19 protein-coding genes are annotated in these 14,923 nt (G+C 68.7%); 10 read left to right on the top strand and 9 right to left on the bottom strand.

What is annotated here, in order from left to right; genetic code table 11:
* Positions 1 to 3: 3 nt before the first annotated feature.
* Positions 4 to 318, bottom strand: coding sequence for a cupin domain-containing protein (locus AC3IS2_RS02040; RefSeq protein WP_489199013.1), 315 nt, complete (start codon positions 316 to 318; stop codon positions 4 to 6).
* Between the two features lie 85 nt (positions 319 to 403).
* On the opposite strand from AC3IS2_RS02040, the gene AC3IS2_RS02035 reads away from it, so the two are divergent.
* The 7 genes from AC3IS2_RS02035 (at position 404) to AC3IS2_RS02005 (ending at position 5,221) form a co-directional block, all read left to right on the top strand.
* Entirely contained in the window at positions 404 to 826 is a 423-nt protein-coding gene (locus AC3IS2_RS02035) for an Lrp/AsnC family transcriptional regulator (protein ID WP_489199012.1), read from the top strand.
* An 87-nt stretch (positions 827 to 913) separates the two neighbouring features.
* On the top strand, positions 914 to 1,255 hold the full coding sequence (locus AC3IS2_RS02030) for a DUF1294 domain-containing protein (protein ID WP_489199010.1): 342 nt from the start codon (positions 914 to 916) through the stop codon (positions 1,253 to 1,255).
* A gap of 27 nt (positions 1,256 to 1,282) precedes the next feature.
* On the top strand, positions 1,283 to 2,599 hold the full coding sequence (locus tag AC3IS2_RS02025; protein ID WP_489199009.1) for an amidohydrolase: 1,317 nt from the start codon (positions 1,283 to 1,285) through the stop codon (positions 2,597 to 2,599).
* 22 nt (positions 2,600 to 2,621) lie between these two features.
* A complete protein-coding gene (locus tag AC3IS2_RS02020) occupies positions 2,622 to 3,290 on the top strand; it encodes a glutathione S-transferase (protein ID WP_489199008.1) in 669 nt (222 codons plus the stop codon).
* A gap of 68 nt (positions 3,291 to 3,358) precedes the next feature.
* Entirely contained in the window at positions 3,359 to 3,577 is a 219-nt protein-coding gene (locus tag AC3IS2_RS02015) for a hypothetical protein (protein WP_489199007.1), read from the top strand.
* Between the two features lie 148 nt (positions 3,578 to 3,725).
* The gene (gene greA / locus AC3IS2_RS02010) at positions 3,726 to 4,199 is read left to right on the top strand and encodes a transcription elongation factor GreA (RefSeq protein WP_105564745.1); all 474 of its coding nucleotides are present in this window, start codon (positions 3,726 to 3,728) and stop codon (positions 4,197 to 4,199) included.
* Entirely contained in the window at positions 4,190 to 5,221 is a 1,032-nt protein-coding gene (locus tag AC3IS2_RS02005; protein WP_489199006.1) for a mitochondrial fission ELM1 family protein, read from the top strand. The genes greA and AC3IS2_RS02005 overlap by 10 nt, the downstream gene beginning before the upstream one ends.
* A 9-nt stretch (positions 5,222 to 5,230) precedes the next feature.
* On the opposite strand, the gene AC3IS2_RS02000 is transcribed toward AC3IS2_RS02005, so the two are convergent.
* Positions 5,231 to 6,718 (bottom strand): TIGR00341 family protein, encoded by a 1,488-nt coding sequence (locus AC3IS2_RS02000; RefSeq protein WP_489199005.1) that lies wholly within the window; start codon positions 6,716 to 6,718, stop codon positions 5,231 to 5,233.
* Positions 6,719 to 6,794: 76 nt separating this feature from the next.
* Here AC3IS2_RS02000 and trxB point away from each other — a divergent pair, with 76 nt between their 5' ends.
* The gene (gene trxB / locus AC3IS2_RS01995) at positions 6,795 to 7,802 is read left to right on the top strand and encodes a thioredoxin-disulfide reductase (protein WP_489199004.1); all 1,008 of its coding nucleotides are present in this window, start codon (positions 6,795 to 6,797) and stop codon (positions 7,800 to 7,802) included.
* A 93-nt stretch (positions 7,803 to 7,895) separates the two neighbouring features.
* On the opposite strand, the gene AC3IS2_RS01990 is transcribed toward trxB, so the two are convergent.
* The 5 genes from AC3IS2_RS01990 to AC3IS2_RS01970 all read right to left on the bottom strand — a co-directional run bounded on the left by AC3IS2_RS01990 (position 7,896) and on the right by AC3IS2_RS01970 (position 11,224).
* The gene (locus tag AC3IS2_RS01990; protein WP_489199003.1) at positions 7,896 to 8,360 is read right to left on the bottom strand and encodes a hypothetical protein; all 465 of its coding nucleotides are present in this window, start codon (positions 8,358 to 8,360) and stop codon (positions 7,896 to 7,898) included.
* A gap of 90 nt (positions 8,361 to 8,450) precedes the next feature.
* Complete coding sequence (locus AC3IS2_RS01985) at positions 8,451 to 9,626, bottom strand: cell wall hydrolase (RefSeq protein ID WP_489199002.1); 1,176 nt, start codon at positions 9,624 to 9,626, stop codon at positions 8,451 to 8,453.
* 100 nt (positions 9,627 to 9,726) lie between these two features.
* On the bottom strand, positions 9,727 to 10,206 hold the full coding sequence (locus AC3IS2_RS01980; RefSeq protein ID WP_489199001.1) for a Dps family protein: 480 nt from the start codon (positions 10,204 to 10,206) through the stop codon (positions 9,727 to 9,729).
* Between the two features lie 219 nt (positions 10,207 to 10,425).
* Positions 10,426 to 10,788 carry a DUF6481 family protein gene (locus AC3IS2_RS01975; RefSeq protein WP_489199000.1) on the bottom strand — a complete coding sequence of 121 codons (363 nt, stop codon included), beginning with the start codon at positions 10,786 to 10,788 and terminating at the stop codon, positions 10,426 to 10,428.
* Positions 10,789 to 11,023: 235 nt separating this feature from the next.
* A complete protein-coding gene (locus AC3IS2_RS01970; RefSeq protein WP_489198999.1) occupies positions 11,024 to 11,224 on the bottom strand; it encodes a hypothetical protein in 201 nt (66 codons plus the stop codon).
* 428 nt (positions 11,225 to 11,652) lie between these two features.
* On the opposite strand from AC3IS2_RS01970, the gene AC3IS2_RS01965 reads away from it, so the two are divergent.
* Complete coding sequence (locus AC3IS2_RS01965) at positions 11,653 to 12,660, top strand: cell wall hydrolase (protein WP_489198998.1); 1,008 nt, start codon at positions 11,653 to 11,655, stop codon at positions 12,658 to 12,660.
* A 22-nt stretch (positions 12,661 to 12,682) separates the two neighbouring features.
* Here AC3IS2_RS01965 and AC3IS2_RS01960 read toward each other — a convergent pair whose 3' ends face one another.
* Positions 12,683 to 12,892: a hypothetical protein gene (locus AC3IS2_RS01960; RefSeq protein ID WP_331033731.1), complete on the bottom strand. Its 210-nt coding sequence runs from the start codon at positions 12,890 to 12,892 to the stop codon at positions 12,683 to 12,685.
* A gap of 112 nt (positions 12,893 to 13,004) precedes the next feature.
* Between AC3IS2_RS01960 and AC3IS2_RS01955 the strand changes: the two genes are divergently transcribed.
* Positions 13,005 to 14,156 (top strand): acyltransferase family protein, encoded by a 1,152-nt coding sequence (locus AC3IS2_RS01955; RefSeq protein WP_489198997.1) that lies wholly within the window; start codon positions 13,005 to 13,007, stop codon positions 14,154 to 14,156.
* Here the strand turns inward: AC3IS2_RS01955 and nadC are convergent.
* A complete protein-coding gene (nadC, locus tag AC3IS2_RS01950; protein WP_489200077.1) occupies positions 14,107 to 14,922 on the bottom strand; it encodes a carboxylating nicotinate-nucleotide diphosphorylase in 816 nt (271 codons plus the stop codon). The genes AC3IS2_RS01955 and nadC overlap by 50 nt on opposite strands.
* Between the last annotated feature and the right edge of the window lies 1 nt (position 14,923).

The raw sequence follows: 14,923 nt of genomic DNA, 5'->3' as shown, positions 1-14,923 counted from the left end.
TTTTCATTTCGAACCGTCCGTCTCGATGACCAGGACCCGCGCCACGCCGACCGGATGAGCGACATGAGGCTCTCCCTCGGCGATCTGCAGGACATCGCCCGCCTTCAAAAGCACACGGGTCTCGACGCCGTCCTTGCGGGTCCGCATCTCGACCTCGCCGTCCAGGACGACAAAGACCTCCGGGCCGTCATTGACGTGCCAGCGATAGGGCTGATCGGTCCAATGCAGCTCGACCGTGGTCGCGCCGTTGAACCTTTCGATGGGAAGCGAGCCCCAGGCCCGATCCGCCACGAACTCTTTTGCTTTCACTAACTGCATAGGCATCTCCTTTCCCCGAGAAATCTCATGATCGGGGGCCAGGACGCACCTTGCGGAACGACGGATTGTGCCTGCACATCGCGGTATGAGCCCGGACATCGACCCCACCAACGCCAAGATCCTCGCCCTGCTGCAGTCCAATGCCCGCATGAGCGCCAGCGCCATCGGCAAAAGCGTCCACCTGTCGCGCCAGGCCGTTCAGGATCGGATCAGCCGCATGGAGCAGAGCGGCGTCATCAGGGGCTACCGCGCGGAGGTGTCGGAGGCCGCGGGCTCGGTTCAGGCCGTGCTGACCATCAAGATCGCAGACCGTCCCTGTGCGCCCGCCCTGGAATGGCTGGCGCGCCTGACAGGCGTCACCACGGTCATGTCGGTGAGCGGGGACAGCGACGCCGTCGTTCTGGTCAGCCTGCCTTCGCTGGAGGCCCTCTCGCGATTGAACGACGCCGTGGCGACAAGCCCCCTGATCAGCGCCCAGCAAAGCCAGATCATCCTGCGCCGATACTAGGCGCGTCGCCGCCGGGATGAGCGGGGGTGGAAACGCTTTTTCAGTCTTCGCTGCGGCACCCTGCGTCCTTCACGCACGAGCGACGTCATGCCCCTGTCCCCGATCGACCTGACCCTGCTGCTTCTGCTGGCCGGAAACCTGATCGCCTTCGGCCTGTTCTGGCTCGACAAGACTGCGGCCCAGAACGGCGACTGGCGCATCTCCGAGAGCGCCCTGCTGCTGGCGGTCCTCTATGGCGGCCTGGGGGCCTGGATGGGCCAGCACATCCTGCGCCACAAGACACGCAAGGAGCCGTTCCGCACCCGGTTGGGCCGCCTGCTGAGCCTCTATGTGCTGGCGCTTCTGACCGCCGCCGCCTTCGTCGTCGTGCCCCCCTCGCCGCCTAGGGATTGCGATCACGGCGCTTGCCGACCCTCACGAAAGGCATAAGCTCACGTCAGGGATCAGGGGGATGACATGAAGACGCTGACGATCACGGCCGTGCTGGCCACGGTTCTGGCGGCGGGCGCCGCGCCGAGTTTCGCGCAGGACGCCGGGCTGAAGGCGGCGGTGAAGGCGGACTACGACGCCAACCTCGGCGCCCTGTTCGACCACTTCCACCGCAACCCCGAACTGTCGGGCATGGAGGTCCAGACCGCCGCCCGCATGGCGCGGGAGTTGCGCGCCCTGGGCTATGAGGTCACGACCGGCGTCGGCGGCACGGGCGTGGTCGCGGTGCTGAAGAACGGCGCCGGGCCGACGGTCATGATCCGCGCCGACATGGACGGCCTGCCGCTGGCCGAGAATTCCGGCCTCGCCAACGCCTCGACCGCGCGTCAGGTCGATGCGGACGGGACCGAGAAGCCCGTCATGCACGCCTGCGGCCATGATGTTCACATCACCGCCCTGGTCGGCACCGCCCGTCAGATGGCGGCGCGCAAGGCCAACTGGTCCGGCACCCTGGTGCTGATCGCCCAGCCGGCCGAGGAGCGCATCTTCGGCGCTCGGGCCATGGTCAACGACGGCCTCTACACCCGCTTCCCCAAGCCGGACTACGCCCTGGCCTTCCACGTCGCCGCCGACCTGCCTGTCGGGCGCATCGCCGCGCCGCTGGGCATCAGCTCGTCCAGCTCCGACAGCGTCGATATCCATGTCCATGGCGTGGGGACCCACGGGGCCTATCCGCACCTGGGCGTCGACCCGATCCTGGTCGCCTCGCAGATCGTGGTCTCGCTGCAGTCGCTGCGCAGCCGCGAGGTCAATCCGCTGGAGGGAGCGGTCGTCACCGTCGGCGCCATCCACGGCGGCATCAAGCACAACATCATCTCCGACCGGGTGGACATGCAACTGACGGTGCGCGCCGACAGCCCCGAGGTGCGGACACAGTTGCTGGACGGCATCGACCGCATCAGCCGCAACACGGCCCTGGCGCTGGGCGTGCCCGAGGACAAGCTGCCGATCGTGACCCGCTCGGCGCTGGAGAACACCCCGCCGACCATCAACGACGCCGCCACCGCCGCCCGCGTGCGCGCCGCCTTCGTCGCCGGCCTGGGCGAAGACATTTTGATCGAGAAGCCGCGCGGCGGCATGGGCGCCGAGGACTTCGCCTATTTCGTCACCCCCGAGAGCGGGGTGAAGGGGGTCTATTTCGCGGTCGGCGGCACCCCCGCCGATCAGGTGAACAGCGCCCCCGGCCACCATTCGCCCCTGTTCCGCATCACCCCCGAGCCGGCCGTCACCCTGGGCGTCGAAGGCTCGGTTCTGGCCGCCGAAGCCCTGATGCCGAAAACCTGAATCCAGGACCCGAGGGACCGCCATGATCGTCGTCCACCATCTGAACAACTCCCGCTCGCAGCGCGTGCTCTGGCTGCTGGAGGAGTTGGGCCTGCCCTATGAGATCAAGCCCTATCAGCGGGACCCGGCCACCATGCTGGCCCCGCCCGAGCTGAAGGCGGTGCATCCTCTCGGCAAATCCCCCGTGCTCGACGACGGCGACATCCGCGTGGCCGAGACCGGGGCGATCATCGAACACCTGCTGGACGCCCATGATCCGGAGGGGCGGCTGCGGCCCGCGCGCGGCACGGCGGACGGGCGGCGCTTCACCTACTGGCTGCACTACGCCGAGGGCTCGGCCATGCCGCCGCTGCTGCTGAAGCTGGTCTTCAGCCAGTTGCCGAAGCGCGCGCCCGGACTGGTGCGGCCCATCGTCAACGGCATCGCCGCCAAGGCCCAGGCTGGCTTCATCGACCCCCAGTTGAAGGCGCACGCCGACTGGCAGGAGAAGGAGCTGGCCGCCACCGGCTGGTTCGCCGGACCGCATTTCAGCGCCGCCGACATCATGATGAGCTTCCCGCTGGAGGCCGCCGCCAGCCGGGCCATCGACCTGTCGGCCTATCCCAACATCGCCCTGTTCCTGAAGGCGATCCACGCCCGCCCGGCCTGGAAACGCGCCCTGGAGCGGGGCGGGGAATACGCCTACGCCTGATCGCGGCGTTCTGCGATCACGGCTTCGCGATCCCGCAACCCCGGCGCGGCGCCGACGTTTACGACCCCATGCGCCTGTCCGTCATTCAAGTGATCGCGGCCCTCGCCGCCGCCGTCTGCGTCGTCATCGCCTTCATCGCCGCTGGCGCCGGCCTGGTCTCAGGTCTGTTCATGCTGCTGGCGATGCTGGCCCTGGGCTTCATCGCCTGGACCGCCCTTCGCCGCGCCCTGGGGTATGATCGCGCGCCCACCTCGGCCGCCCGAAATCCGGTTCAGCCCAAGTCCTGAACTCTGAAGCTTGTCATCGACGATGCTCTTGAGTTTGGCTGAAGGGCGCCCTACCCTCTTGGCCCCGATCACGCGCGCCCCGTGATCGTGTCTGTGCCGATTAACGTCTCTCATTAGTCTTTGGGCGAAACAAGAAACTCACGACACAATGGAAAAAGTGCCGATGACGGCCGAGGGCTACCGTGTCCTCGACGAACAGTTGAAGCAATTGAAGCAGGTCGAACGGCCGAGCGTAATCGCGGCCATCTCCGAGGCGCGCGAGCACGGCGACCTGTCCGAGAACGCCGAGTATCACGCCGCCAAGGAACGCCAGGGCTGGATCGAAGGCTCGATCGCCGACATCGAGGACAAGCTGTCCCGTGCTCAGGTCATCGACGTGTCCAAGCTGTCGGGCAACCAGGTCAAGTTCGGCGCCACCGTCACCTATGTGGACGAGGACACCGAGGAAGAGGGCGTCTATCAGATCGTCGGCGAACACGAAGCCGACGTGAAGCTGGGCAAGATCTCCATCGCCTCGCCGATCGCCCGCGCCCTGATTTCCAAGGAAATCGGCGACGTGGTCGAGGTCAACACGCCCGGCGGCGTCAAGGCCTATGAGATCCTCAAGGTCGAGTGGAAGTAAGCTTCCCCGACAATGGGAAGGCCACAGGGGCGCGCGGCTCAGCCGCGCGCCCTCTGTCCATCTGGGTCGTCTCCGACGGCCGCACCGGCATCCAGAACCAGGCCCTGGGTCTGGCTGAGGCCGTGCAACGCCTGACCCCCGCCGAGATCGCGATCAAGCACGTCCGCTGGCGGCCGATGTTTGACCGCTGGCCCTCTGGGCTGAAGACCTCCGCCATGCTGGCGCCGCGGTCGTTCGATCCGCGCGCCGTGACCGACTGGCCCGACCTGTGGATCGCCACCGGCCGCGCCAGCCTGCCCCTGTCGGCCAAGGTCCGCGACTGGAGCGGCGGCAAGACCTTCACGGTCCAGACCCAGGACCCGCGCTGGAGGAACAGCGCCTACGACCTGATCGTCGCCCCCGCCCATGACGGCCTGTCGGGCGATAATGTCTTCGAGATCGTCGGCAGCCCCCACCGCATCACGCCCTCGAGGCTGGCCGAGGCCGCGCCGGCCTTCGCCGACCGCATCGCGCCCCTGCCCCATCCCCGCGTCGCCGTCATGATCGGCGGCAAGTCCAAGGCCTTTGACCTGACGCCCGCCCACGCCGCCGACCTGGCCGAGCGCATCAAGGCGGCGGTTCAGGCGGCGAACGGGTCCCTGCTGCTGACCTTCTCGCGCCGCACGCCGGAGGCGGCCAAGGCCGTCATGACCGAGCGGCTGTCGGCCCTGCCCGGCTGGATCTGGGACGGGACCGGCGACAACCCCCTGTTCGCCATGCTGGACGCCGCCGACCATGTCCTCGTCACCGAGGACAGCGCCAATATGGCCACCGAGGCCGCCGCGACCGGCAAGCCCGTTCACGTCCTGCCCATGATCGCGCTGAAGCCCGCCGGCAAGTTCGCCCGCCTGCACGCCGACCTTGAGGCCCACGGCGCGGCGCGGCCGTTCGACGGCACGCTGGAAAGCTGGTCCTACGCCCCGCTCAACGAGACCGAGCGCGCCGCCCGCGCCGTGCTGGAAGCCATGCAGGCGCGCGGCTAGCCCCTCGGCTCAACCCAGGTCCAGCCGGACCAGGTTCTCATCGCCGCGCAGGCAGGCCGGCCCCCCTTCATCGCGGATCGACACCCCCGCCGCCGCCAGCTGGGCGCGGAAGGCCTGAGCGGCGTCGGGCGCGTCGTCTGCGCCCTGCGCCGGACGACAGAACCGCACCGCCGGACTGGCCCGCCATCGCGCCAGCGCCCAGACCGCCCTCGCCCGCGCCTCGGCGTCGCCCAGAGCCACGGTCGACAGCTCCTGCACCGGCGGCGTGACCCAGACGTCCACGCCCTCGAACCGATCCCGCAACGCCGCCTCCAGCGCATAGGCGCTGGCCAGATCCAGACCCGAGTCGGGGCGCAGCAGGACGATGGCGCGCCTTCCTTCCGCGTCGGTCATCACCGCATCCGTGGCGAAGGGCACGGCGTCGGACAGGCGGGCGCGCAGCGTCGCCGTCGGATCGGGCGCCGCGCTGGTGCTGGCCTGAACCGAGCGCGCCGCCGCCTGCGGATCGGCCACCACGATCTGATCCAGGGTCGCCGTCACCGGCGTGTGCAGGGCCGCCGACAGCCGGTCCTGCAGCTGCGCCTGGGCATCCGCGACCAGCTTTTTCGTGCTGACCAGGGCCGAGACCGCCACGCCCTTGCCCTCGCTGCGCGCGTCCAGAAGGGTGATGCGCGAATCCGCTCCGGCGAAGATGTCGTCCACCGCCGTCCGCGTCTCGGCCGTGGCCTGGCTCTCCAGCCCGATCGCCCGCAGCGAGATCACCAGGGGGATCGACAGCAGGACAAACACCGCCAGCACCGCCATCCCGCGCCACGGCGAGGGCCGCTCCATCAACCGCGGCCGGAAGCCGTAGAAGCCCGCCGTCAGCGTCGCCGACAGGGCGATGGCCACCAGGTTGGTCATGAACAGATAGAAGGCCCCGATCGAGATCGACAGGTCGCCCGTGCCGAGACCGAAGCCCACCGTCGCCACCGGCGGCATCAGGGCCGTGGCGATGGCCACGCCGATGATGGTCTCGCCGCGCTGGCGGATCACCGCATAGGCCCCCGCCACGCCGGAAAAGACCGCGATCAGCAGGTCGAAGAAGTTGGGCCGGGTCCGGGCCAGGATCTCGCTGGTCGGCTCTTTCAGCGGCGACAGCAGGGTCAGCAGAACAGCCACCGTCAGAGCGACCGCCATGCCGACGCCCAGGGCCGTCAGCGACTGCTTCAGCCGGTTCCAGTCCAGCAGGGCGACGGAAAAGCCCAGGGCCACGATCGGCCCCATCATCGGCGACACCAGCATGGCCCCGATGACCACGGCCGGCGACGACAGCATCAGCCCCAGGATCGCGATCGCCGCCGAGATCACCGTCATCATCAGATAGCGGCCGCTCAGCCCCCCGTTGTCGTAAACCGCCGCCTCGACCTCGCCCCGGTCCACGCCGCGCCGGGCGTAGGCCAGGACGCGACGCACGTAGCTGCGGGTCTCTCGAACCGGATCGGCTGCGTCGGTCATCGGCACGCGCTCCAATTGGGCGATTTGGCGTCAACCTAGCATCGCGCATTCGGGAATCAGCCCTTAAATAGGGGCCATGAGCACGCCCCGTACTGTCCGCCTCGCCGTCATCGGTTCCGGTCCCGCCGGCTGGACCGCCGCCATCTACGCCGCCCGCGCCTCGCTGAAGCCGGTGGTCATCGCCGGCCTGCAGCCCGGCGGCCAGCTGACCATCACCACGGACGTGGAGAACTATCCCGGCTTCGCCGACGTCATCCAGGGCCCCTGGCTGATGGAGCAGATGCAGAAGCAGGCCGAGCACGTCGGCACGGAAGTCATCCACGACATCGTGACCAAGGCCGACCTGTCGCAGCGCCCCTTCCGCCTGACGCTGGATTCGGGCGCGGAACTGCTGGCTGAAACGGTCATCATCTCGACCGGCGCCCAGGCCAAGTGGCTGGGTCTGGACAGCGAGGCCAAGTATCAGGGCTTCGGCGTCTCGGCCTGCGCCACCTGCGACGGCTTCTTCTATCGCGGCAAGCAGGTCGTGGTCGTCGGCGGCGGCAACACCGCTGTCGAAGAGGCGCTGTTCCTGACCAATTTCGCCGACAAGGTCACGGTGATCCACCGCAAGGACGAGTTCCGCGCCGAGAAGATCCTGCAGGACCGCCTGTTCGCCCACCCCAAGATCGACGTGGTCTGGGACGTGGCCGTCGATGAGATCCTCGGCGTCGTCGACGGCGTGGCCCGCAACGTCACCGGCGTGCGCCTCAAGAACGTCAAGACCGGCGACCTGTCGGAAATCCCTGCCGACGGCGTCTTCATCGCCATCGGCCACGCCCCCTCGTCGAAACTGTTCAAGGGCCAGTTGGAAATCAACTCGGGCGGCTATCTGCGGGTCAAGCCGGGCACGGCCGCCACCGCCATCGAAGGCGTCTACGCCGCCGGCGACGTCACCGACGACGTCTATCGCCAGGCCGTCACCGCCGCCGGCATGGGCTGCATGGCCGCCCTGGAAGCCGCCCGCTTCCTCGCCGAGGAAGACCACAAGGCCGCCCACCACCCCATCAGCCACAAGGAAGCCGAGAAGATCGGCGCCTGGTAGGGGGCTAGACTAGAATTCTCCCTCCCCTTGCAGGGGAGGGAGAATGAAGACGTACGCCCCAAGGGGAGGTCCGCTTTCGACCCGTTGCGGACGTTAGTAGCCGTTCCCCATTTCCGCGATCGACCTGATCCGAAGATCGCAGATTCCTGCGGATGAATGCATCAACACCAGCTTGTTGCGCGCCTCCGCATCCTCCCACGTGAGCAATTTGAGAATGACCTGATCACTCACGTCGGTGGGTTGGCCATGTTGAGCTACCAAACCTTCAACAAGGTCTTGGCACCGTCGGAAGGGCACATCGAAGCGGATGAAGGCGAGCCCGGATCGGCCGTAAAAATATTCAGCCTCTACAGCGATCCCATGAAGCTCGGCGTCCCGCACGCTCCGCTTGCGTGCATTCGAGAGTGATGACCCGAAACGGACTGAGCGAAGGCCGGGTACGGCTTCTGACACCTGTTCCGGCGTCATGCCCCACTCCGCGTTTTGCCATCCCGCATAGGCCGGGGGCGAAAGCACGGTGAGAGCGATTGCCGCCGTTGCGATCAGAAGAGATTTCACGTCCAGCTTCCCTGCGAGCGTTAGCAGCGTCCCAGACATGCGAACCTGACGCAACGTCTGGTTTCCACCCTTAGCGGACCTTGCCCCTGATCAGACCCCCGGCTTGCCGACTTCCTCGACGGCCATGGCGGTGACGCCGGGCGGCGGCGCGACCGCAGCGGTCGGCGCGGCTTCATAGGCTTTCAGCCGCTCGTTGATGGCGGCGATCTCTTCCTTGCTGGCCTGGCGACGGCCGCCCAGGCTGGCGATGCCGACGACGCGGGTCTGGCCGTCGATCTCGACCGTCTTCATCCCCGTCGCGCCCGTGACCAAGGCCTCCTCGACGCTGTCGGCGGCCAGCAGGATGCGGGGCTGGGCGAAGCGGGCCTCGTCGATGACCGGCTCGCGGCCAGCTGACTTGTCGGTGAAGGCGGCGCTTTCGCCGGGCGCGCCCTTCCAGCGATAGAAGATGTGCGCCCCGACCTGGGTGATCTTGGCCAGGGTCGGCGACCACCAGGGGTGGACGTAGTCGGCGTGGTAGTGGGTCGCCGTGCCCACCCGCGTCGCCACATGACCGGCCAGGGCGCGTTCGGCCACGCGCGCGGCGCGGGTCCAGGCCCAGGCGATGGGGGCGCGGCTGAGGGCGCCGTCGCAGGTGAAGCTGAACTGGCAGCCCGTGGTCCGCTCGGCGCCCTGATAGACGACGCCGCAGACCGTGTTCGGATAGTTGGGGTCGCGCACCCGGTTCAGCACGACCTGGGCCACGCCCTCCTGGCCCTCGGTCGGCTCCAGCGCCGCCTCGTAATAGACGGCCTGGGTCAGGCAGCGCAGGGCGCGCTTGCGGTCGGCCTCGGTGGCGGGGCGCAGGTCGAAGGGTTTGGCGGGTTGCAGCGCGCCAAACGCCGTCGGCATGGCCGCGTTCAACTGCTGTGCGGCGACGCCCGACACGCCCTGATCCAGCGACGGCTTGCCGCCCAGGCTCAGGCTCTCCCACCCCGGGGTCAGGTCATAGAGCGCGGGCAGGTTCAGCGCCGGGTCGTGACGCCGCGCCAGGGCCAGTTGCCCCGCGTCCAGCCGCGCCATGATGGCCTGAAGACCGCGCGGGGTCAGGTCGCCGCCAGTGGCGCGGGCCACGGCCTCGGCGGTGCGGTCCAGATCAGGCCGCGGGCTGGAGCTGGCCGACATGGCCACGCCCATGACCGCCAGGGTCACGCCCACGGCCATGGGCGCCGCGGCCACAGCCCGGCGTCCCGTCATCTTCAGCAGGGGCAGTCGGCCCTTCAGCATTCCGCGTCCATCAGGCGGCGCCGTCGTGCGCCGGGGAGCGATCCAAGTGACCGCCCAATCCGGCGCTTTTCAGGCCCGAAGATTACCGTTCAGTGAGTCTCTAGCGGTCGCCGAGGCTGGAGCGCAGCATCCAGGCGGCCTTTTCGTGGGCGGCCAGGCGCTGGGTCATCAGGTCGACCGAGGCGTCGTCGCCGACCGCTTCGGCGGCTTCCAGCGCCGCGCGGGCCGTGGCGATCAGCACGCCGTGGTCCTTGATCAGCTCCCCGAGCATGGCGCTCGCATCCTTTTCAGGATCGCCGTCCTTGATCGAGGTCAGGTTGGCGAAGGCCGAGGCGCTCTGCGGCGCCAGCTCGCCCAGGGCGCGGATGCGCTCGGCGATGTCGTCCAGCGCGGTCCAGATTTCGTTGTACTGCTGCTCCAGCAGCTTGTGCAGGCTGAAGAACTCCGGCCCGCGGACGTTCCAGTGATAGCCGTGCGTCTTCTGATAGACGGCGAAACTGTCGGCCAGGACCTTGGACAGTTCGCGCGCGACGTCGTCGCGTGCCTGGGGTTTCAGGCCGGTGTCGATGGGGGCGGTCATGTCTGCTCCTGCTGCGTACGATCGAAGATCCAGCTCTGCAGGTAGGTCGTTTCGCCCGCCATCCAAGGGCGGGCGACGGCCCGTCGCATGAATCTTCGCTGCAGTAACGCTGAAGTCGCAGGGGCGTTGCAGGCCGCCGGCCCGCCGCCCCGGTCGTCGGAGCCGCAACGGCGGAACCCGGCCAGCGCCCGGTTCCGCCCGTCGTTCAGTCCGTCAGGATTAGCGCTGACGCGCCTTGCGCGCCGCATAGCGGGCGTCGCGAGCCGCCTTCTGCTCTTCCTTGGTCAGCTGCTTGCGCTCCTTGCGGGCGGCGCGCTTGGCGGCGTCGACTTCTTCCTGGGCTTCCAGTTCAGCGGCCAGACGGGCGGCTTCCTTGTCGGCCTTCTCGCGACGCTGCTCGGCCTTCTCCAGCTCGAACTGCTGGCGCAGGGCTTCCTTCTCGGCGGCGCGCTTCTCAGCCAGCTTCTCGAACTCGGGATCCTGAACCGTCGGCTTGGGCTTGAACTTGGCCAGCAGGGCCTTCTTGGCGTCCTGTTGAGCGGTGATGCGGTCGTTGAAGCCGGTTTGTTTGAGGTCTCGCATGCGTAGAGGCGGTCTTCCTTGAAACTCTGATGAGGGGCGACGCCGATCAACGGCGGCCCGGCGGGCGTGCGGATGCGCGAACGGCCCGGCGCGCTGCCAAAGCGGAATCCGGCGTGAAAAGCAAGCTCTGCCGCCGTTTCTGGCCTCTAAACACGCAATTTAGGGCCGGGATCGCGTCCAAACAGGCACATGGGCGTCGGCGCCGCTCCAGGCAAGCGGCGCTGCTGAGCCGCCTCTATCGGTGGGGCTTGTCGATGTGGCCGATGGCGGCCCCGGCCGCGCCGCCGACCACCGCGCCGACCGGCCCGGCCACCACGGCGCCGGCGATGGCCCCGGTCGCGGCCTTCTGCTCGATCGTATGGCCGCAGGCGGCGAGCCCCAGGGTCGAGAGTCCCAGGGCGAGGACAGCGGCGGCGCGGATCGGGAAACGGGTCATAAAGCGAAGAACTCCTTGAAATGGTTGAGCTTGCAACGCCGTCGGGAGCAATAAGTTCCCGTCTATGGCAGGAGTCAGGCCAGCAAGTAGAACGCCCGCCGCCAATAGGGTTTCCGGCTCAATCGGCGCCGCCGTGAAATCATCGCATCGTAATCGAATACAGATGTCGAAAGATGTGCTGTAGCAAAAACACGCCACATTCATCCCGCCTCGACGCGCGATCTGTAGGGGTGCGACGCTTTGCTGCGCCGCAATAACAATTGCCGAATCAACCACATTGAGGCCATAAACCGATGGCTTAAGGCTCGCCTTCCGGAGGTCGGCCGTTCGTCGATCTGTGGTCCGGAGCCGGTTCGCGACAAGTGATGTCGCCTGGTTTCGTTGAGTACGGGGGCGGCATCCTCGCCCTGCTGAACAGGACTACGCCTTTGAGTTTCTCTTCGCAGACGCGTGCGCTGATGCACGCCGCCCAATCTGTTCGCCTGCGCCCCAAGACGGCGGCTGCGGCGTTCGGCGGCGTCATCAGCCTTGCTGTCGGTGGAGCCTATCTGGGCGGCATGGCCGCCCAGGCTTCGACCGTTCGCGCCCAGGCCGAGCGCCTGCAGGGCGCCGGCTCCGAGGGCTACACCCAGGAAGCCATGGCCGCCGCGGCCGGCGGCCTGGACGCTAGCGCCCTGACCATCGCTGATCGTCACGATCCCTATTCCGTCGCCGGCGCCGCCCAGCGCGACCGTCAGGCGGAGCTGCTGACCGCTCGCCTGGAAGCCTCCCAGAACGGCCTGCGTCGCGCCAATCTGACCAACCCCGCCGCCCAGCCCTTCCGCCTCGGCAGCACCCTGGACCAGTCGCGCGATCTCGATTGCCTGACCAAGGCCGCCTATTACGAAGCGCGCGGCGAAGGGACCGACGGCATGAAGGCCGTGGTCCAGGTGGTCCTGAACCGCGCCCGCCACCCCTCCTTCCCCAAGACCGTCTGCGCCGTGGTCTTCCAAGGCTCGAACCGCAGCACCGGCTGCCAGTTCAGCTTCACCTGCAACGGCGCCATGCGCGGCGCGGTCAACCGCACCGCCTGGAACCGCGCCCGCGACGTGGCCTCCAAGGCTCTATCGGGCCAAGTCTACGCCGCTGTCGGCAACGCCACCCACTTCCACACCACCGGCGTCTCGCCCGCCTGGCGCAACAGCCTGGTCAAGGTGGGTCAGGTCGGCGATCACCTCTTCTACCGCTTCGGCGGCCGTTCGGGTTCCAGCGACGCCTTCCGCTATACGCCGCGCCCCTCGACGGGTTCCGACGCGCCGCGCCTGGTTCAGGCCAGCCTGAACTCCGCCGAGACCGCCCGCAACGCCGGCGGCGCCGTGGCCTATTCCACGGTTCTGGCCCGTGAAGGCGTGACCGCTCCTGCTTCGACCCCCGCCGAGGCCGGAGCCACGGGGTAATCCATTCTGCGGCGGACCGCGTTCAGCGGTCCTGAGTCTTCCATTGCGTGGTCAGGTTCTGCTTCAGATTGCCGAAGCGGCCCTGCTGCCCTGTGTTGACGTCGGCGTCGCCGGGCTGGCCCGACTGGGCGCCCGTGGCCAGATCGCGCCGGTCCGCCATGTCGGCGACCGGCCGCGCGCCGTGATCCGCGAAGCTGCGCTGCTCCTTGGGCACGGAGGGGGTCTTGCTCATGGACGTCTCCTTTCGTCGTCATGAAACGACCCTGGGCGCCCAGGCGTTCCCGGCTCGCTTCTTGCTTGAGCAAGCGCGATGCGCCCTCCCCCCGGGGCGCGGGAGACGGCCCTTGACGACGACCACCACCGCCACGCCCCAGCCGGCCGCCCTCGTGCGGGGCGGGGCGCTGGACGCCCTGCGCTTCCTCGCCTCCATGTTCGTGGTGCTGTTCCACTTCGGCGACGAGGCCCCGATTCCCCTGGCCGATCTGCACGGCGTCTGGGCGCGCGGCTATCTGGCCACCGACTTCTTCCTGATGCTGTCCGGCTTCGTCCTGGCGCGGGCCTATGGCGCCGGCGTCGTCTCGGGGCGGATCGCGCCTGTCCAGTTCTGGCTCAAGCGCTTCGCCCGCAGCTATCCGACCCACCTGATCACCCTGGCCATTCTGGCCCTGCTGGTGCTGGAGGCTTCCCTGATCGGGAAAACGCCGGTCCACGCCGAGCGCTTCGAATGGTCGGGTCTGCCGGCGCAGATCCTGCTCCTGCACGCCTTCGGGATCGGCGGCGGTCAGTGGAACATCCCGGCCTGGACCCTGTCGGCCCTGCTGATCTGCTACGCCTTCTTCCCCTGGCTGTGGCGCGCCATGCGACGCCTGCCGGGGCCGCTGACGGCCCTGGCGCTGGGGCTGACCCTGATGCTGGTCGGCCAGGCCCTCAGCCTGATCCTGCTGCAGCACTCCCTGTTCGACCTGCCGTTCCAGTGGGCGATGGTCCGCGCCGCGCCGCTGTTCCTGATCGGCCTGACCCTGGCCCGCGCGGTCGAGACGGCCGACTGGTCGCCGCGCGCGGCGCGCCTGGTCGGCCTCGGCGGCGGCGCGGCGCTGCTGGCCAATGTCGCCGTCGCGGGGCCGGACCTGATCAGCCTGCTGGCCATCTGCGGCCTGGTGCTGGGCTGCGGCGCCCTGAAGACGACCCGCCCCATCCCCGGCGCGGCCTGGGGCGCAAAGGTCAGCTTCAGCCTGTTCATGACCCACACCCTCACCGGCGCGGTCTGGTTCGGGGCGGCCCAGCCCCTGATCGAGCGCTTCCACCCCGCCGCGGCGACGGTCCAAGGGCAGGCCTGGGCGCTGTGGCTGTCGGCCCTGGTCGCCGCCGTCGTCGCCGCCGACCTCTACAACCGGCTGATCGACGCCCCCTTGCAGCGCGCCATCCGCCGCCGCTGGTTCAGCAGCCCTAGCCTCGCGCGTCCAGACCCACGTCCAGTTGCAGAACCGAGTGCGTAAGGGCGCCGACCGAGATCACGTCCACCCCGGTCGCGGCGATCGCGGCCACGGTCGTCAGATTGACCCCGCCTGAAGCCTCCAGCGTCACGGGACCAAAGGCGCTGGCCTTCGCCCGGCGCACCGCCTCCTCCAGATCGGTCAGGCTGAAATTGTCCAGCATGACGACATCAGGGCGCTCGACCAGCACCTCGTCCAGTTGATCCAGGCCGTCGACCTCGACCTCGACCTTCATCAGGTGCGGCGCGAAGGCCTTGGCCCGGCGCACCGCCTCGCCCGCCCCGCCGCAGACGGCGACGTGGTTGTCCTTGATCAGGATGGCGTCATCCAGACCGAAGCGGTGGTTCAGCCCGCCGCCGCAGGCGACGGCGTGCTTCTCCAGCGCGCGCAGGCCGGGCGTGGTCTTGCGGGTGTCGGCGATGCGCGCCGCCGTTCCCGCCACCGCCTGCACATAGGTCCGGGTCAGGGTCGCGATGCCGCACATCCGGCCCAGCAGGTTCAGCGCCGTCCGCTCGGCGGCCAGCAGGGCGCGGGCATTGGCCTCGACCTCGACCAGGACGGTCCCGGCCGCGAAGGCCTCGCCGTCCTCGACCTTCACCCTGACCTTGGCGTGAGCGTCCATGGCGTGGACCGCGATCCGCACCACGGCGCCGCCGGCCATCACCCCGGCCTGCCGCGCCGAGAAGACGGCGCTCATCCGCGCATCCTCGGGAATGCAGGCCTGAGCCGTCACATCGCCGGTGCGGCCCAGATCCTCGGCCAGAGCCATC

The organism is Brevundimonas sp. KH_025 (assembly GCF_057839885.1).
Note: the sequence above shows the minus strand (reverse complement) of the source record. Positions and strands in the feature narration are given on the sequence as shown.